We start from the raw sequence: 19,452 nt of genomic DNA, 5'->3' as shown, positions 1-19,452 counted from the left end.
CTGGGATAATTTTTCATAGCTTAAACTCGCTTTTTACATAGAAGTATATCAAAAATCATAGATCTTGGACAGCTTCTTAGATTTGAATACCGTGGAAGAATTGGCAACAAAGGGGAAAGATGCAGTAATTGCTAACTTGTTAATAACACTTCTAACAGGATCGATAAATGACGCAAAGAGAGTTGGAATAGAAACTCCAACCAATATTTTAGAAGCAATCAAGCAAAGAATTATTATGCTCGATGCAGATCAGAATAGGTTTATTTATGATACTCATAGTAAGAAGCGAATTGCGATTCAAGGGTTGGCAGGTACTGGGAAGACAGAACTACTTCTGCATAAATTATATGAGTTATACATGTCTGATGAGAATTCTAAGGTTGTCTTTACGTGTTTTAATAAGGTCTTGGCAAATGAAATGCGCGAAAAAAGAGTCCCAGATTTTTTTGACTTTATGAGAGCTGACAAGCAGATTGAGTGGAAGAAACGATTATGGGTGATGCGTAGTTGGGGGTCTCAGCTGGACGCTAATTCTGGCGTCTACAGTTATATTTGTCATGCGTACGGATTTGATTTTTCCCCTTACAGGTCTGGAATTTCGTTTGGAGGACTTTGTCGTGACTTGGCTGAAAAGTTAAAGGGCTTAGAAACGTTCTCACCGTGTTTTGATTATGTTTTGATTGATGAGGGACAAGACTTTGATGAGGACTTTTTTAGGCTCTGCGAACTTGTTTCAGCGAAGCAAGTTATCATTGCTAGTGATATTTTTCAAAATATTTTCAGCAAAGAGTCTCAAGTTATGACGCATCCGGACTTCACCTTGAATAAGGTGTATCGTACAGATCCCAAAAACTTCATGTTTGCCCAGTTACTAGGTTTCGGAGTTGAGGAAAGGCCTGTTATAAATTGGCTTGATGATGCAACTTGGAAAGCGTGTGGGTATGATTTTGAAACGGATGAGGATGGTGCAGTATATAAGTTTACCAGGTCGCCGTTGAGGAGATTTGACAATTTGAAAGATGTCAAATCTGAACCGCTATTGATATACAGGAAGGATGATATGAATGAAAAAGTACTAGAGGTGATTCAAAAAATTATTGAAAGTAATCCTCGAGTTACTCCGGATGACATTGGAATTGTCTTTTTGGGAACTTCGAATAAGACCTACAACATGATTGATAGACTTTCAATACAAATTCAAAATAAGTTCACATGGGAAACTCAAAAAGCGTATGAAGTAAAGAGTAAGTCGCCAGGAAGTTTGTTTATCAGTAATAGAAATAATATTAAGGGACTGGAGTTTCCTTTCTTGATTTGTGTTGCAGATTCACCGATCAGTTTAAATCTTGGTATGCGAAATTCAATGTACATGGCACTCACACGATCTTTTATTACTTCATACTTGATAACTAGTAGTGTAAATGAAGAGCTAATGAGTAAGTATGATAATCTGTACAAGCAGATTATGGATACAGGTGTGGCAACCGTTAGAAAACCAAATAGTGAGGATATCATGGATGCAAGTAGTAAATTATTACAACAGAAAGATTTGACGCAAAGACAGGTTGTAGATAAGATTCTTAAGCAGAAAGGTGTGCTTGATAGAGAGAAACAAAACACATTGGCAAGAGTTGTAAATGCAATTGAGAAGGATAGGGTCGATCCTGATTCAATTAAGAGGATTATTGAATCGAATTTGGAGAGTCTACAATGAAAATAAGCGAAAAAACTTATGAAATGACGCCTAACATGAAAGGATTATGTGGCATAAGACGAAAAAAGGACGTTATGATGTTGCTCTTGGAGTGCGTCTCAGAGCTAAACCAAGCTGACGTGTTGCGTGTTGGACATTCTGGCCCTACAGCTAATGTTTTTAGGTTGGAAGTTGGAAGGAGTCAGAGACTTTTCTTTAGTTTAAAGGATAAGAAGATATTTTCTATTTCGTTTCCGTTTGAGATTAGGGAGAAAGAAGACAAGTACCTCATTCGAGATAGACAGGGGCATCTTATGAGTGCCGGAATCGTATCCGCTTTGAAAAGTATGGTAAATGAAGAAGTATTTAATTTACAACAGTATGATGCAAGTAATGATCTTGAGGAATTAGTGCTTGATATGCTAGACCGCTTTAGTGATAAAGAAGAGAGTAGCATGGATAGTTTTATGTCGCGAGATTTATGGGACATACTTTATAACCTTATGACATTTGAACCGGGGTATATCCGGTATGATTATGATGTAGAGAATGAAGACGCAAGTAGACATCCGCTTAGTCACATAGATATTAACTACAGTGACAGTGTTTCATACAAAATTGGGTTAAAAAAACGAATGGCAATGCCGAAGCTTGTTGAATTATTGTCAAAGGATGGCAAGATTAGGTATCTTCAGTGACGCAAATTGATATTCATCTTTTCTCAGGGAAGCTCTGGGGATGCGATCGTTGCTTGCCGGTTGATTGCAGAAGTAGTCACTTGAGGATTTGTGTGAGGGTGTCTTCTTCTCATAAGAAATCAAAAATAGCGCCGCAGCTGGCACTCCCTGGGATCATAACACTGGGAGAGCGTACTGTGGTGCTGTTTGTTGCTCAATTTTTTTCATACGTTGAATATTTTCTTGAGTCTGAAGCAAATATCTAAAATTCCAACAAAAGCCCCTAACCAGAGGCAAACAGCCGTAAAAGCTAAAAATGAAGTGAAGAAAGCTGCCAGTAAAATGAAAAGAAGTGTGAGTGCAGTACTAAAAATTAGTACTTGGATGTTTTGTTTTCGGGATGCAAACATCTCACGTAGTGTTTCCAAAGTAAAATCAGAAAAATTTCGGAACTTTTCCATGATTGTTCACCACTTTTGTTATGGAGTAGGAACCAGTTGATTGACTGGTTAATTTAAACATAACACTGCTCACCACACATTTAAATACTTTGGCGGTCAAGGTGGTCAACTCTGGATTTTAGGGGGCTATTAAAGTGTAAATGATGTCGATTCCATCTCCGAAGAGATACTTATTTGGGCTCGCCGTTGAGTTAATTGTGAGTGTTAGTCTAAAATAAGCATAAGCTGTAAAATCATCCGAATACTTGAGGCTCTGGATCATTAAGCCTAATAAGAATAAGTGGAAGTGCTAAATGTGATAAAGGAATTTTTGATTAGGAGACCATACTTTGTGTGGGGTGCTATTGGTGGATTTATTTGTCTTGTTTTAATTTTATGGATATTGCTTTCAAGAAAAGAAAATCATGATAAGGCAAAGTTCCTGGCAACGGTTGTCTTGACAGTTATAACAGGTCTATTAATGGTACGGGATGCACCTGATAAAAATTACATGATCTATCGGAGCTTTGCAATTGATTCCATGCAAAGGGATAGTCATTACTTGGATGAATTGCGCGCTGACATGAATGGAAGATGGAAAAAGAAAAGCATGCTCATCAGCAAGGCTAAGTTTGATCAGGACAAAATCTATTTGGAAAATGAACAGCAATTGTTAGCAAAAGTTGAGTTTCAACGTTTTGATGAGAAGGGAATAGCATCGTACGTTAGATATTCCGATGAATTATTGAAGCAAAGAGTACTAGTTGGTAATCAACAGAGGATATTTAAAGAGGTGATGACTAAAGAAGGTGAGTTTTATGTAGTGTCGCCCCGGAGACTAAATGAAGTAAAATCATCGTTGAATTTGGAGCGAAAATCCATGGACGCCTTACTGAAGTCGCAAAGGGATGACTATTATTTAGGATTGAAGAATCCTGACTCCTCAGCGCAAAACAACTATGACTATCAAAAAGAACAGAAAGAGGATGCACATTTATTTAGTACAGTGGGCAAGTAAGTTAGAGTTTATTGGTATTTGCTAGAGTTGGATTTTTATGACCCACACAATAACAACTAATACTATGACTGGTCCTTAACAGGGCTAGCCATGGTACTAACTGCTAATACTCCGGAAGATCTACATCAGCCATAAAAGCCCGTGGGCCTTCCTTACCCGCAATATTGGGGACGTAGTACTTCCGTCTCTTGTCCAGACCCCCTCTGGTGCCAGAGCTCGGTCGCCATGGCTATCCGTCGACCTCGTTAATCCCAATCTGGGCCGTTGGCCAAAATCTGATTGTATAGGTAGTCACTTAAAGGTTGTAAATGGCGTTATCTCCTTTCTTAGAACACAAAAAGGCCGACGAAAAGATTTCGTCGGCCTTTACCTTAAAGAAGTTAATCGTTTCCGTTCTCCGCGGAAGCGACTACTTTAAGGTAACAATTTCCTGTTGCCAAAAAGCATCACCCCCTTTCATTTAATGCCATTAGTATGGACCGTCAGCCAGTTGAATGCAAGAATAGTGACTTCACCTAACAAACGTTGGGGACTGAGTAGTTGTTAGTGGGGGAAAACGAGTGGATGGGGGCTTAACGGGCGACTGGGGATGATCTGAGAACAATACAGGTAAAACTACCAGTGACTCAGTGAGAGCCACCAGGAGACAAAGAGCACGCTTAATGAGTCAATCGACAGGGATGGCCATCTAATATAGAAATAACCGGGTCAAAACAGACCAACAGCTATGCCAAAAATCAATCGTTAATCCGCTGTTAGTCTGAATCTTACCCACGAACTAAACCAACAGATCATCCGCAACCAATTAACCAAACAGCCGTTAACCCAAGAAAAAGTTATCCGCCACAGAAATTAATCTTAAAGCCGCATTAATCTTAACCAATCATTCTTAAGGCCTTAATAAATCCTTTAATACCGCACCAACACTGCAATCACGGCGTTTATAGCCATAATAGCCATGTAACAAACACATTACAGAAGCCCGTTCATTGTTTCAATCCCACGACAAAAAGAGCATAATCCTTGTTTCTCCGCAACTATCCGTCTATAATCATAGTCGTAGTTAGGGGATAGCTAAACGAATCCGCCAAGTTAAGAAATAAAATTCTTAACAAAAGCGCTAACTTCGGTTATACTATTCTTGCTTGATAAATTACATATTTTATGTTTGGAGGAAGAAATACTATGCAATCAAGTTTAAAGAAATCACTTTACTTGGGCTTAGCCGCATTAAGCTTTGTCTCAGTTGCCGCAGTATCAACTACTGCTTCAGCTAAGTCATATGCTAAGGCTGGTGCCTACTCTGTTTTGAAGGCTGACGCTACTAAGCGTAACGTTGAAGCTACTGGTACTAACGCTTTATACACTAAGCCAGGTACTGTTAAGGGTGCCAAGGTCGTTGCTTCTAAGAACACGATGAAGAAGTTGGCTTCATCCAAGAAATCTGCTGACTACTTCCGTGCTTACTACCAAAAGACCACTAACAAGGGCTCCGTTTACTACAAGATTGTTTCTATGAACGGTAAGTACCGTGGCTACATCTACGGCGGTAAGACTGCCGGCACTTTTGCTGGTGGGATTGCTTCTGCCAACACGACGACTAAGGCTGCTATGCCAGCTAACACGACCGTTTACTTTACCAAGCCTGGTAAGAGCAACGTTACGTGGGATGCACCTAAGTACACCCAATACAAGGCTTCTAAGCAAATCAAGGACACCACGGCTTACGCTAGTGATCCTTTGACTGTTACGGATGCCGCTACCAAGACGCGTGAAGGCTCATTATACTACTACGTTAAGGACGCTAAGAACCCAGCTATCAGTGGTTGGATTTACTCTGGTGCCGTTACCGCTGGTAAGAGTGACACTGCTAAGGCTGAAAACGGGATTACCTTCAACTTTGTTAACAAAGCTAACAGCGCTAAGGTATCTTCAGCGGTTTATGAATTTACTTCAGGTGACACTTTAGCACAAGCAGATGCTTACAAGCAGGCTAAGGCTTTGGTTCCTGCTGGTTACACTATTTCTGGGGCAGATGCTGCTACTGCATTTGGCACGAACACTAAGAGCTATGCTAAGAACTCTTCAGAAACGGTTTACGTTACTGAAAACGATCCTGCTAGTTTGGGAACGACCTTGAAGGTCTACAATTCAAATGTGGCCGAAGCACAAGATTCGTTAGCTTTCCCAGCTGATGTTGCCACTAAGATGGCAGCTGATCCTTTCTTTAAGCAAGCAAATGGTTTAACTGCTACGGCTTCCGATATTGCAACTCATTTGAAGGCTGATGGTGCTGGCGAATTTACTGTTGTTACTAAGGGTACAAACGCTAAGGGTGATACTATTGCCTACAAGTTCACTTTGAACTACGCTACTGATGGTGTGTTCGGTGGAACTAATTCAACGGTTTACTACAACGCCGTTAAAGGTTCAGTTAAGACTAGTACTTCGAACAGCGATTTCGTAGCTGACTAATTTTTAACCAAGCAACACAAAAAGCATCGTCCACCAAGGGCGATGCTTTTACTATACATAAAATTAATAATTCCCCGGCATCTTCACCGGTTCCAACGAGTACTTACAAATGTCCAGCTGCTCACACAGCGCGCTGAACAGGTCGTCCACGTAAAAGAACCGGCTCAAGTCCTCAACCTCCAACCGATAACACAGCAGGCGCTCAACCTCATCCGTGATGGCGAGTTGGGCGGCCTCCATTTGCCAGTAGGCCATGGGCGACAGCCGGTAATACACGCTGGCGGCCATGACCGGATCGTGGTCAATCTGGATTCGCAGGCAGCGTAAAATATCCGCGTAGCTATGGTTGGCCGCGGGGTCGGTCTGGTTCAGACTGCCTGATTGTTTGGCCGCCAACGCGCTGTCGGGCCAATCCAGTCGTTGCTGGCGAAGAAAAGTGGCCGTCGCCTGATCACGTTGCGCTGCCAATTTGGTCAAATCGGTGGTGAGTTGGGTCGACCGGCGCAGGTCAGCCACGTCGGCAGCCACTAGTTCGTAAGCTTGACAAATCAACGTCAGCAAATCTTCATTTGGCCGCGTGATATGGTCGTGTTCTAACTCCGCTAGGTACCAAGCCGGTACATCCACGTCGCGCAAGACTTCTGCGGGGGTCGCACCGTTCATCAGAATTTCCCGGGCGCTGGTCAAAACCGTGCCCAAACTTTGCCGTCTCATTGTCATCGAACTCCTCCTCACTAATTATATCCGCATTATACCAACCTTTTCTGGCATCCTTGTGAAATTTTAATGAGAATATCCGAATGAATACGATATTAAAATATTTATAGTTCGCAAATACTACTGGCAATCATTTCCCCCAAACACCATTGATACCACAATTCATAACGAATTATTTGCTGATTTTATCTTTTAAAAATGAAGCGTCTTTCTTGCTATTATTCGTGTTTTGTGAGAATCTATAGCCGGGTAACGGAGAGATGTTCAATCGATTACCCACGTAGTTTTCGGAGGGGATGCGACATCTTGAATAAAGCCTGTCTGAATGGCTTATCAAGCGTGTATCGTAATCAGATCAATGACCAGGGAGTCGTCAACTTTGATGAGCTGCGGCTCGAGGACGTGATCCGGCAAGTCCCCACCGAACAACTGGACCTTGATTGGTCGGCGGTGATCTACATCAAGAACTTTCAAGGTAGCCAGGTTGGCGGCACCGTCATTTGGAGTAACGATGAGGGCTTTTTCCGAACGACCTATTCGTCGAAGGCCGTCATGGATATGCTCACGGCGACGCAGGTGCTGACTTGGTTCGACTTGCACACCATGGTAGAATTTCTCGAGTTGAGTAGTCCGGTTCCCTTTGTTCTCGGTCCCATCGTACTGGTTTCAACGGACCGGCCAGCTGGGTCAGGCTATACCAGTTGGTTGGGGTGTCAGTTTGAAACGCACATCAACGGGACCATGCAGGAACGCCAAGTGCGGGTCTTGCTCAGCAATGGGCTGGCACTGATTGTCCACGACACGGCGCCGCGACTCCGCAAGAAGATTGATGAAGCGCGCCAAGTTTTGTTGCTTCAGCAGCGGATTCAACAAGAGGTTACGCACCGCCACGGAACGGTGCCGCCGGCGGGAGATTTTCGCGCCGTGATGGCCGTGGCAAAGGAGTTTCAAGAAAAACGGGATTGCCGGTTGATTGGTGAGATTTTTAGCAAAGCGGGGCTCAACCCCGACCCTAAACTTTTAGAGAAGGCGTTACACAGTCTGTATCAGGGTGAGGGGCGTTCTTACGATCTCATCAATGAGCGGAGCTGATTCCTAGAGTGACGGGGAGTGAGAGGGGCAAGTGACAACTTAATATGAGTGAATTTATAACAAATTTCGGCTGAGATGTGATTTGTTTATAATATAGTCGGTCATTTATGCTAGTATATTAAGAGTGATGCGTTAGGGGTCAACCTTTTTGCCCACTAACGAATTATTTTGAATGCGGACTATGTTTAGACTTACCGGCGGAAGTAAAAATTATCGGCATAAGGCCGTCGGGGGTCATGAGGAGGAAGAGAATCATGATCGACACGCAAAAGCTTGCTGGCGATGTCCAGCGAATCCACCAGTTGAATTCACTTTTACGGCCATTCATCAAACGTCCAAGTAGCGGGGACGCCCTGACGTTTGAACAATACCGGATCCTACACGAACTGGTTGCGGAAAAAATTAGCACCAGCGAGTTGTCTCGCCGCTTGAACGTTGGCCAGTCAATGGTTTCCATTCAAATTAGCCGCCTATTAAATGGTGGGTATATTCAGGATGAAACGTTGCCAACGGACCGGCGCTACCACGTTTTCCAGGTAACGGCTCGGGGTCGTAAGATTGAAGAGCACGTGAATGAAACGCTGTCAGCGGAGTTACCAATCTTAATGAAACAGCTGACAGGGATTTTAAAGTGAGTCTTAGTAAGGAGTGGTGGCCAGTTGGTTGCCGCTCCTTTTGTATTGGCGCTAGAAAATGTGGGCAAACAAAAAGGACCCGGCAAATAGCCCAGGCCCTTAACTAATGTTATTCAGCTGCTTCGAGTTCTTCTTCAGGTTCAGCGATGAAATTGTTGTCAGCGTCGACCAATTGCAGCTCGGAATGGCGAATGACCACCAGGTCGCCGAAGGAATCGATCTTATCCGTTTCCTTCTTGGAGAGTTGGTCGGGTTCAACCTTTACGATTGCTGAGTGTTCGTACATTTTCGTGATGGTGCCGTAGAAAGAGTCGGAGAAGAGCTCCGTCTTTTCACAAAACACCCGATTATTTTCGTGTAGTGCCATTGGCGTTCGTCCCCCATAAAAGTAATTTATAACAGAGTAATGGTTGAATGACTAAAAGTCAAGAACTTTCCGACAAAATAGTCGAAATCTGTTGAAATATTTGCGAATTAGGTCTTTTGTGGGGTAATTCGTTAAGTGGCAGTATAAACAGGCGAATAACGGGCTTGTGAAATTAGCCCCGCCGGAGTTGGTCAATCTTGGATTGCGTCGCGAAGTTTTGTAACAACTCGCTCTGTTTGGCGACCTGGGCGGCAAAGTCCGTCAGGAAGGTCAATTCAAGGTCGGTCAGGGGACGTTGGGCCTGGGCAGCGGTCAGAAGGTCGTCAATGGCCTGGCTGAGGTGCTGGTTGGTATTGACGACCTGCGCGAAGGCTGGGGTGCCGGCGAGACCCTTAACGGCGGAGAACGCCAGTGGGGCCGTCACCGTGGTAGCGGAAGAGGCGACGCCAGCGCCACTCGTGGCGGCACTGGCCGCGGCTGCTTGGACCTTGGCAGGGGCCGGTGTGTTCACATCAAAGTAATAATAGACTTCGCGCGGTTTGACCGCAGCCTTCTTGATCCGTGGGTCGGTCGAAGGGGCGGCGGAAACGGCACCCATGACGACGGACGCCTTGTACCCCAGGTCGCCCAGCATTTGCCGCAGGTTCACGGCCCGAATGCCGCGGATGCCGGGGAACTTGGCCTTGGACACAACCTGCGTCTGCTGGTCGTCTTGAAGCCAGGTGATAATTTGTTGTCGAATCTTTGCTGCTTGACTGTTTTTCGTGTTTGCCATCATTCATCCTCCATTGCTCTTCAAGCTCATACGGTTGGTTGGTTAAACGGGTGTGTTACTGCGCCTCCGGGTCGGTGAAAATGTGTGCTGGCTGTCCGTTCCCGGCGGTGGGCTTAAGTCGGCCTGCTATGGGGCCGGTTCCAGCCAAAGAACGGGCTTCCACCTCGACCTCGCCTCCGGGTCGGTGAAAATGAGCCGTGACGCTGTGGGCGCCGCCTGGAGCCAAAGGGCGGTCTCCAGACTTACTTTGAGCCTCTAAGTACGAGTCTCAAAGATAGCAGTCATCTAAGCGGTAAAACCGCTAAGATGACTCCCACGGCTGAGCTCATTTTCACCGACCCTGCGGCTGACACACGTTTAACCCGCTAACCAACTGTACTGAGCTGTTTGGTTATCTTCGTTATGTTGTGTTGAGTTGAGTTGGTATCTATTCGTTGGGTATTGATTAATGTTGCGTAGTTTCGGCTGGCTTAGTATTAAGTGATTGATTAATAATTGCCATCAGTTGACCTAAACCAGCTATTATTAATTATTGAAACATTTCTAACCCATAGCTGGCAAGGGGCTGCGGCGAATTGGGTGGTGTTTTTGCTAATTATTAGGGATTTAATTAGAGAAATTGATAATTACTTGGTGTCTGAGGAGTAAGAAATACAAAGGATGACTGAACGGACGACAAGATTGACTGAATGGCATCAGGCCACACCATGATCGGTAAAAACTAAGCGACCAGGGCAACGACTTCGCTCGGGCTAAACTTGTGTTAGCCGCAGGACTGGTGAAAATGGGCCTTTCAGGTAATGTCAGTGACCAGAGGCGGGTCAAAATGCCCAGCTGTGTCGGTGGTCTTGACTGGGGTCTTTTCCCAGTCTAGCCCACGGGACGACCTTTGAGACCGGTTCTCAGGCTCAAAGTCGAGGTGGAAGCCCGTTCTTTGGCTGGAACCGACCCCATAGCAGGGCGTTTTGAACCCGCCGGCGGGAACGGCAGGTTACCACAGCGTCACGACCTATTTTCACCGGCCCGGAGGCGACCAACAACACAAGTTTAGCCCAAGAAGAAGACAATTTCCGGGGAAGCTAATCTTTTACAGGCAAGTATGGTACAATCAAGGTACATAGAGGAATTATCTGGTGATACCAAACTGGACGTGGTTTGGCCAGGCTAACATCACTGTGCGCATGGAGGTTAATCATTGGTTTTTTAGCCGTGATTGTCGAAATAGTCGCGGCGGTTCTAAAAATCTTTGATTGAGCGAATGACGATATCGAGGAGGGGCCGTGGTGGCGGCTTTTCCTTTTTCTTTTCCACATCGTGCGGCATCTAATCAATATAGGAGTGAACAAATTTTGCATATCTTTAGAGATGAAAACGGAATTCGGTTGGTCGTTTCGCACCAACTCGGCACTTATGCCGTCCGTTTCGCTGACTACGCCCCTGAACAAGAATTCGTGAACTATGAATTAAAGCGTGATTGGCATGGCCGTTATCATCTGACCATTCAAAAAACTAACCTAACCGAATTGAGTCAACCCGTCTTCAAAAAAGAATTAGTCTTTGGCGATCTCGGCGACAGTTTGACGCCAGTCGAAGGCGTTACGTTAATGTTGATTTAATTTTCAAGCCTCGCAGTCGTTGGACTGTGGGGCTTTTTTATTTACCCCGAACCCTTTGACTTGCTAAATGTAACTATGAGTATTACAGTATAACTGTAGACAAAAACGAAAAGGGGTATTCATATGACGAATGTATTAGTTTTAGGTGCGAACGGTAAGATTGCCAAATTAGCGACGGCCCAATTGCTGGAAAATCCAGACAACCACTTAACGTTGTTCTTGCGGAACAGCAAGCGGTTAGCCGATGCAGCCAATGACCGGGTTCAAGTCGTCGAGGGTGACGCGGCGAGCGAAGCCGACCTGAAGGCTGCCATGGCCGACGCCGATATCGTGTACGCTAACTTGGCCGGTAGCATCGAAGCCGAAGCCAAGGCCGTCGTGGCCGCGATGGACGCCAGTGGTCTGAAGCGCCTGATCTGGATCTCCACGCTGGGCATTTACGATGAAGTCCCTGGTAACTTTGGCAAATGGAATCACCAGATGCTGGACGGCGGCTACCTTGAAACCTATGGTGCCGCAGCCAAGACTATCGAGGATTCCGACCTGGACTACACGATCATTCGCCCGGCTTGGCTCTCCAACAATGACGAAGTGGCCTACGAGACCACGCAAAAGGGTGAGGCCTTCAAGGGCACCGAGGTTTCCCGCAAGAGTATCGCGGCCCTGGTTGCTAAGCTGGTCGCCGAACCGAGTCAAGCCATCCACGAGTCACTCGGTGTCAACAAGCCCAACACGGACGGCGACAAGCCAGCGTGGTATTAAAAAGTTTTCTACTATAAATGCCCGTGCGTTAACATTTAGTCCAGCAACCGCAAAATTTGCGATTCAAAAAGTGTGCAATGGTCACGGTTTCGCGGTATAACTATGGTGTGCGTTGAGAATGTCTCCGCACGACTTGCGACTTATTTATTTAGAGTGGAATCAATTTACTAAGCTCATTCTGTGAAACTTTTCCTCCAAACAAGAACCCATGGATTTGCCGGGAATTGATTCATACGTTGCGGAATATCGTTGGTTAAGCGCCAACGGTATTTTTTTTGCTCAAATTTGGCGTTGTACCGCTGCGGCCACCAGGTGCTCCCTGCCTGTGGGGACCGGTTTGGTGAGTGAAAATGGTGGCGGTCAGGCCGTTCCGGGCGGTGGCTTCAAGCTGTCCTGCTGTGGGGCCCGGCTCCAGCCTGAGAAGCGGTCTTCCACCTCGCCTGAAAGCCTGGGAATCCACCAGTCTCTCAGGTCGGCCGATGCTCTAAACTGAGAAAGACACTCAGTTAAGACCATCGACACAGCTGCCCAGCTTGACCCACCTCTGGTCGCTGACACGGTCCAGCACTTTCACATACGAGTTGAGGGCCACAGGCTTCCCGCACCTGGTGGCGGCTCTGACAACAGGGGAGAGAAAAATACTGTCGGCAGTTACCAGCGTCATTGAACTTGAAACTTTTTTTGCCTTTGACGTTGATCTTAGACGGGGGAGTAACTGCAGCAAGCGCAACCGTTCAGTTAACCCGGCCGCCATCTCCCAACCAGTATCGACGGGGAGCTCACGGTAAAAAACAAAACCAGAAAAGTGGATTGGTGCGTGGGGTTACGCCAGTGTTAGCCGCAGGGATGGTGAAAATGGGCTCAGCCGTGGGAGTTGCCTTAGCGGTTTACCGCTTAGGCAACTGCTATCTTTGAGACTCGGGTTATGAGGCTCAAAGTAAGCCTGAAGACCGCTCCTCAGGCTTCAGGCGGGCGCCCACAGCGTCGCGGCCCATTTTCACCATCCCGGAGGCGATGTAGAAACACCAATGTAACGCCACACACAAGCCACTTGTTCAAAAAAATACAAGAAGTTTGGGTGTTTCTATTGCAAACGCTTACAGCCTATGATACTATTATGGTGCGGAAAGGAATTAAGAGTTGTGACGTTCCACAGCATCAAATTGCATCAATGTTTTAAAACCGATTTCCGCTTCAATGTGAGTCAGGTTTTAAAGTAGCTCCGAGATACTGAAAGATAGAGACAACTCCGATAAACCTTCTAACGAACTCTAGCAGTTCCGGGCAGTGGTTTCACAGATTCGGCTCCACAGAATCAGGTACCATCAAAACTGAATAGATTTTAGACTTAGTGCTTGTAAGTAAGCGTCAAAGGTTTAAAGACTAGTAAACAGTTCCAGGTAGTAGCTAGAGCTCGGATGTTACGGTTGCAAGGATCATGCGAGGATTTCAAGTAGAATCGTTAGTAGCGTGTCTTGTGTCAGTAATGAAGGAATTAAGTTCCACTGGTAACAAGCTGAAACGGCAGCCAGAAACTAATTAAAACGATTTGTTGGCTGCGGCCGCTCGGCGAAACATTCTAGTTATGAGGCGATTAAGAATTACAATGATTACGAAACGGGAATTTAGTAGTAATCACAACCTCCTTTCCGAGAGTTAGCGGACTTCAAGTGATTTCCTAACACTAAACTTGAAGCCCGTTTTTTATGTTCTCGGGAAGCAGACGTTCGGGTACCTCAGACTTTACAGTTTTAGTTATAGCGGTATTAATTAATGTAAACGGCCTCATCTTACCGTGTTGGTAAGCGGTCGCGGTTCCTTTTGCTCTTTGAAAACTAGGGAAAATGTTAGAGGTAAATCCTTTTAGCAAAAACTATGGGTCGTTCGGTTAGCCTCCGGACGAACCGGTTCCCGCAACTGATTCAGGGTGGTAATGTTCGGAAATTGATGATACAAACTTTTCTGCAATCGACCATTTACAGGGCGCTTAAGAAAAGGTATATTGTTACTAGACCGAAAAAGTTCTTGGTGGAAAGTCTTACCAAGGACTGACCTAAGGAGTGAGAAATAGTGGCCTTTCATCGCATCTTTGTGATTGATTTTGCTGGATTAGGTTTGGGGGAAGCCCCAGACGCTAACCGCTTTCAATCGGTGGGCGCTGACACGTTGGGTCATGTGGCGGTTAGTTGCACGGATAAACTAAATCTTCCAACATTACAGCGGTTAGGACTCGGTAATATTCGGGTTGACCACCCACTACCGGGGGTCGAACCGGTTGATCATCCGGTTGGCTTCTTTGGTCGCCTGCACGTGCAGGCCCAAGGCAACCGCCGGGCAACGGGTCTCCGCGAGATGTGGGATTATCCGGGAACCAACCGCACGGAAACGGTATTTGCCACCTTACCCGCCGCAGGTTACGCGGTGACATTGGCGGGTCCGTTTCTCAGCTACCTGCAGACACAGAGCGCCGCGCAACGCTTTCAGCTTGGCAGTAACCAAGATGCGTTTCGGATTCTCTATGATCAATTGAACCAGAATGCTTCTGGCCTGACCTACGTCATGTTGCCAGACTTCCGGTTCGCCGGGGAACACCAAGACGCTGAAGAATTTGCGAGTGCCCTGATGAGTGCCGACAATTATTTGGCCCAAGTCCAACACGACTTGAACGCCAACGACTTATTACTCATCACGGCGACCCACGCCGATGACCCGGCTAGTGAAACGACCCCGACCCGCGAGTATTTACCATTAATAGCGTACTCGCCATCGCGGCCTAGTGTTCACGCACTGGGGATTCGCCGGACGCTCGCTGATGTGGGTGCCACAGTCTTAGAGAATTTCGGCCTGGCTGGTCATGCAGCCGGACATAGCTTTTTAAATGAAATTACGCAATAAAAATTAATTTTGTCGAACGGACCTTGAAGGGAGGTGAGAAGGTACCAAAGCCGGAACGCAACGTTGGGTTGCAAAGGTCAGTAAGTCATCAGAGAGTATTCAGATATTATTCACCGTTTAATTTCACCATTTAACTGATGGTTTACTGAAATCCAACTGTTATGAACTGGTTATCGTTCGTTCGTAACAGAAGTTATGCTTTACATAATTTCTGCAGCAACACATCGCGTCAACTTTTGTGTGGCAATTGTGCCATGCATCAAAGAATAATATCGGAAAGAGGTATTTTGACCAATGCTAGTCGCAGTCAATATTTTAGGGGTAATTGTTTACCTCGCAATCGCTTTCTTGTTCTCCAAGAACAAGAAGAAAATCAACTGGAAGTCAACGGCCATTGTCTTAGTTCTTAACTTAGTCTTGGCTTGGTTCTTCACTAGTTTCTCACTCGGGCAAGACATCGTTAAGGGTGCCGCCGATGGTTTCAACTGGTTAGTCCAAGTGGCTTACCAAGGGATCGTCTTCGCCTTACCTAACTGGGTTACGCCACAGTTCGGTGGGACTGCCAAGTCAATGAACTTCATTACGAGTTCATTGCTGCCAATCTTATTAGTTGTTCCAATGTTTGATATCTTGACTTACATCGGGATTCTTCCTTGGATCATCAAGTGGGTTGGTCGTGGCCTTTCCTTCATTACTGGTCAACCTAAGTTCGAATCATTCTTCTCTGTTGAAATGATGTTCTTAGGGAACACTGAAGCCTTAGCCGTTTCACAATTACAATTAAAGAGCATGCGTAAGGAACGTAACTTGACCCTTGCCATGATGTCCATGTCATGTATCACTGCTTCCATTCTGGGTGCATATACCCAAATGGTTCCTGGTCAATTTGTTTTGACGGCCGTTCCAATTAACATCTTGAACGCCATCATCGTGACCAACATGTTGAACCCTGTTGAAGTTGCCCCAGAAGAAGACACCATTGCTCGTATCGGTGGTTCTAACTCTGCTGCTGCTGAAGACGGTGAAGTTGAAGACGACGGCAAGAAGGAACCATTCTTCTCATTCTTGGGTGACTCTATCCTGGGTGCCGGCCGTCTGATCTTAATCATCGCTGCTAACGTTATCGCTTTCGTTGCCTTAGCTGCTTTGATTGACCGTCTGCTTGGTTTATTCAACCCATGGCTGTCATTGGAACACATCTTAGGGATCATCATGTTCCCATTTGCTTGGTTAATGGGTCTGAACGTGCACGATGCCTTCGGCTTTGCCCAATACATGGGGACTAAGTTAGTAACGAACGAATTCGTTGTTATGGGTAAGATTTCTTCAACCATCAACACGGGTGCTTTCTCTAATCACTACCGGGCCATCTTGACTGTCTTCTTGACTTCATTCGCCAACTTCTCAACTACTGGGATGATTATCGGTTGTTTCAAGGGGATCGTTGACCGTGAAAACAACGAACTTATTTCTAAGAACGTTGGTTACATGTTACTTTCCGGGATCCTGGTTTCCTTGCTATCAGCCGGAATCGTTGGTCTCTTCGTTTGGTAAAAAAATAAAACCTCAGTTCACTTGGGGTTGACTTGATAGCCCAGGGGCCCTTCGTTCCTGGGCTATCTGTGTCACTATGGCGAAAGAAAGCCATTGCGGCTGACGGGGTAACCCGGTCAGTCCGTACGGGTGCCGACCTTCCTGAAGAGGGGAGTGAAACCCAGCCGGATGGGTGAAAGCATTCGGTTGCAAAGCCCGTGAAGTCTGTGCGCCGGTCTCTGGCGTACCGAAAGATAGGGATTTTTATGGATAAGCAACAATCGCAGGTAGACTTAGCTAATCACATGACGCTAAGGGAAGCCCTGCGGCATAAGGATATCGTCCGCAACGAACTGATTGCCGGAGTGACTGGTTTCTTTGCCATCTCGTACATCATCATTGTGAACCCGTTGATTTTAAAGGATGCGGGGATTCCCACTGACCTCAGCGTGTTCGCCACCATCTTCTCGTCCGTCATCGGCTGTCTGATTATGGCCTTCTGGTCAAATGCACCAGTCATCTTGACGCCAGGGATGGGGGTCAACGCCTTCTTCACGTACACGATTGTCGTGAACATGGGGCTGAGTTGGCGCGAAGCCTTAGGGATCGCGGCAGTCGCCAGTTTCATTTATATGTTGATTGCCTTCACTAAGGTGTCCACGATTCTCTCGGAAGCCATTCCGGAGTCACTGAAGAGTGGGATTACCGCGGGGATTGGGCTCTTCCTGGTCGAAATTGGCCTGGAAAAAGCGGGACTGATCGTCGCCGGTAAGTCTTCCCTGATTGTCCTGGGCGACCTGACCCAACCGACGCCACTGCTGGCGCTGTTTGGACTGGTGCTCAGCTTGATTCTGTACATTCGCAAGATCAAAGGGAATTTCTTTATTGCCATCATCGCCACGAGCCTGTTGGCGTTCTTCCTAGGCGTAAAGGATAGCGACACGCCAACCGTTGATTTAGCACGGTTGGGCCAGTACCACAAGATTGTCTTCCAAAACGACTTCTCACACATCTTCAGCACGCCATTTATTCTGGCGGCCTTCTCGATGACCATGATCTTGGTCTTCGAATCCATGGGGCTGCTACAGGGCCTGCTGCCAAATCAGAAGAAGTTTAAGAAGACCTTCGAAGGTAGCTCCGTCACGACGTTCATTTCCAGTTTCCTGGGAACGAGTCCCACCGTTGCGGCTGCCGAAAGTGCTTCCGGGATTGAAAGTGGGGGTCGGACCGGGATTATGGCGTTGACCGCCGCAGTCCTGTTCGCCTTATCACTGATTTTCGTACCGCTGTTGGCCTACGTGCCGTCCGCAGCCATTGCGCCCGTGATTATTATCACCGGGGCCTTGATGATGGCTGCCATCGGCAATATCAAGATGGCCGACTTCTCCGAATGGTTTCCAGCCTTTTTAATTATCGTGCTGATTCCATTTACCAATAGTATTTCCACCGGGTTAGCATTCGGTTTCGTGTGCTACCCCGTTATGAAAGTGGCTTTAGGGAAGGCTAAAGACCTGACCTGGCCAGTTTACTTGTTAGGCGTTCTGTTCCTGCTCGACTTGGTCTTCAGTGCCATGCTCTAGCGCGAACTTTTCGCTAGTTTTAAACGTAAGCGGTTCCGCTTCACAAAAAAACATAACTTTTCATTGGGAGGAAATTTTATTATGACTATTAAAGTTCTTATGGATACTGACCCCGGGATTGACGATGCTGCTGCCTTAACCATGGCAATCAACGACCCAAAGATCGATTTGAAATTGATCACGACCGTTGCTGGTAACGTTACGGTTGACAAGACCACCATCAACGCCTTGAAGATCGTTCGGTTCTTCAACCAAAACATTCCAGTCGCAGCCGGTGCTGAACAACCATTGTTCAAGGACTTCGAAGACGCTGCCCGGATTCACGGTGCCTCAGGGATGCCTGGTTACGAGTTCCCAACCGACTTGCCTAAGCCAATTAACAAGACGGCCGTTGAAGCTTTGCATGACGAAATTATGGCCAGCGCTGACCCAATTACTTTGGTGCCAACCGGTTCATACACGAACATTGCCTTGCTCTTCTCCGAATACCCAGAAGTTAAGAGCCACATCGACCGCATCGTTGCCATGGGTGGTGCTCTGGGCAAAGGGAACATGACCAGTGCCGCTGAATTCAACGTCTTCACCGACCCAGATGCGGCCGCCATCGTTTACAAGTCTGGTGTGCCAATCGTCATGGTTGGTTTGGACATCACCATGAAGGCTTTGCTGACCCACGAAAGCATCGAAGAATTACCAAAGATCAGTGAAACCGGGAAGATGTTACACGACATTATCATCAACGATGGTGACAACAATGAAAATGGGATTGCCATGCACGATGTCAACACCATCTTCTACCTGCTTCACCCAGAAGCCATCAAGACCCAAGACATGTGGATTGACGTTCAAACTGATGGCCCAGCCATTGGTGAAACGGTCGGTGACATCCGTGGGGCCTACCACGATGGCAAGACTAACGCCAAGGTATCTGTTGATATCGACGCCGCAGCCTTCAACAAGTGGTTCCTCGAAGAAGTTCGCGCCATTAAGAACTAATTCACCCGAAAAATTAGATACAGCACGCAGAGAAGCTTGGGAGCAATCCCGGGCTTTTTTGTTTGGAAAACTTTACACGAATGGGTGGGTAATCCATACGAAATGTAAGCACCAAATAACTGACCGTCTATGATTGGCGGCAAATCCACGATATGATAACCTCATCAAATAAATTGGTGAG

General features: G+C 46.4%; 15 protein-coding genes. 12 read left to right on the top strand and 3 right to left on the bottom strand.

All coding sequences use genetic code 11. From position 1 onward, the window contains the following. Nucleotides 1–91: 91 nt before the first annotated feature. The 4 genes from EKM84_RS13850 to EKM84_RS13835 all read left to right on the top strand — a co-directional run bounded on the left by EKM84_RS13850 (nt 92) and on the right by EKM84_RS13835 (nt 6,303). The gene (locus tag EKM84_RS13850) at nt 92–1,714 is read left to right on the top strand and encodes a DEAD/DEAH box helicase (protein WP_225418214.1); all 1,623 of its coding nucleotides are present in this window, start codon (nt 92–94) and stop codon (nt 1,712–1,714) included. Beyond that, a complete protein-coding gene (locus EKM84_RS13845; protein WP_125766252.1) occupies nt 1,711–2,391 on the top strand; it encodes a hypothetical protein in 681 nt (226 codons plus the stop codon). The genes EKM84_RS13850 and EKM84_RS13845 overlap by 4 nt, the downstream gene beginning before the upstream one ends. Nucleotides 2,392–3,162: 771 nt before the next feature. Next, entirely contained in the window at nt 3,163–3,828 is a 666-nt protein-coding gene (locus tag EKM84_RS13840; RefSeq protein WP_125766251.1) for a hypothetical protein, read from the top strand. Nucleotides 3,829–5,013: 1,185 nt separating this feature from the next. Continuing rightward, entirely contained in the window at nt 5,014–6,303 is a 1,290-nt protein-coding gene (locus EKM84_RS13835; protein WP_125766250.1) for a hypothetical protein, read from the top strand. A gap of 63 nt (nt 6,304–6,366) precedes the next feature. Here EKM84_RS13835 and EKM84_RS13830 read toward each other — a convergent pair whose 3' ends face one another. Next, nucleotides 6,367–7,023 (bottom strand): hypothetical protein, encoded by a 657-nt coding sequence (locus tag EKM84_RS13830; protein WP_125766249.1) that lies wholly within the window; start codon nt 7,021–7,023, stop codon nt 6,367–6,369. Nucleotides 7,024–7,326: 303 nt separating this feature from the next. Between EKM84_RS13830 and EKM84_RS13825 the strand changes: the two genes are divergently transcribed. Then, nucleotides 7,327–8,112: a hypothetical protein gene (locus EKM84_RS13825; protein ID WP_164511413.1), complete on the top strand. Its 786-nt coding sequence runs from the start codon at nt 7,327–7,329 to the stop codon at nt 8,110–8,112. Between the two features lie 254 nt (nt 8,113–8,366). Next, entirely contained in the window at nt 8,367–8,747 is a 381-nt protein-coding gene (locus EKM84_RS13820) for a MarR family winged helix-turn-helix transcriptional regulator (RefSeq protein WP_125766247.1), read from the top strand. 109 nt (nt 8,748–8,856) lie between these two features. On the opposite strand, the gene EKM84_RS13815 is transcribed toward EKM84_RS13820, so the two are convergent. Continuing rightward, nucleotides 8,857–9,114, bottom strand: a complete 258-nt coding sequence (locus EKM84_RS13815) for a hypothetical protein (RefSeq protein ID WP_125766246.1) — start codon at nt 9,112–9,114, stop codon at nt 8,857–8,859. Nucleotides 9,115–9,286: 172 nt separating this feature from the next. Next, nucleotides 9,287–9,889, bottom strand: coding sequence for a hypothetical protein (locus tag EKM84_RS13810; RefSeq protein WP_125766245.1), 603 nt, complete (start codon nt 9,887–9,889; stop codon nt 9,287–9,289). A gap of 1,349 nt (nt 9,890–11,238) precedes the next feature. On the opposite strand from EKM84_RS13810, the gene EKM84_RS13805 reads away from it, so the two are divergent. The 6 genes from EKM84_RS13805 (at nt 11,239) to rihC (ending at nt 19,271) form a co-directional block, all read left to right on the top strand. Further along, nucleotides 11,239–11,505 carry a hypothetical protein gene (locus EKM84_RS13805; RefSeq protein ID WP_125766244.1) on the top strand — a complete coding sequence of 89 codons (267 nt, stop codon included), beginning with the start codon at nt 11,239–11,241 and terminating at the stop codon, nt 11,503–11,505. A gap of 123 nt (nt 11,506–11,628) precedes the next feature. Then, nucleotides 11,629–12,267: an SDR family oxidoreductase gene (locus tag EKM84_RS13800; RefSeq protein WP_125766243.1), complete on the top strand. Its 639-nt coding sequence runs from the start codon at nt 11,629–11,631 to the stop codon at nt 12,265–12,267. Nucleotides 12,268–14,337: 2,070 nt separating this feature from the next. Next, the gene (locus tag EKM84_RS13795; RefSeq protein WP_125766242.1) at nt 14,338–15,162 is read left to right on the top strand and encodes an alkaline phosphatase family protein; all 825 of its coding nucleotides are present in this window, start codon (nt 14,338–14,340) and stop codon (nt 15,160–15,162) included. A 294-nt stretch (nt 15,163–15,456) separates the two neighbouring features. Then, nucleotides 15,457–16,716 carry a NupC/NupG family nucleoside CNT transporter gene (locus EKM84_RS13790; protein WP_125766241.1) on the top strand — a complete coding sequence of 420 codons (1,260 nt, stop codon included), beginning with the start codon at nt 15,457–15,459 and terminating at the stop codon, nt 16,714–16,716. Nucleotides 16,717–16,961: 245 nt separating this feature from the next. After that, entirely contained in the window at nt 16,962–18,275 is a 1,314-nt protein-coding gene (locus EKM84_RS13785) for an NCS2 family permease (protein WP_125766240.1), read from the top strand. 81 nt (nt 18,276–18,356) lie between these two features. Beyond that, nucleotides 18,357–19,271 (top strand): ribonucleoside hydrolase RihC, encoded by a 915-nt coding sequence (gene rihC / locus EKM84_RS13780; RefSeq protein ID WP_125766239.1) that lies wholly within the window; start codon nt 18,357–18,359, stop codon nt 19,269–19,271. Nucleotides 19,272–19,452 lie beyond the last annotated feature (181 nt).

Source organism: Levilactobacillus mulengensis, from assembly GCF_003946045.1.
Taxonomy (GTDB): domain Bacteria; phylum Bacillota; class Bacilli; order Lactobacillales; family Lactobacillaceae; genus Levilactobacillus; species Levilactobacillus mulengensis.
The sequence above is the reverse complement of the archived record's forward strand: the minus strand, read 5'-3'. Positions and strand labels throughout refer to the sequence as shown.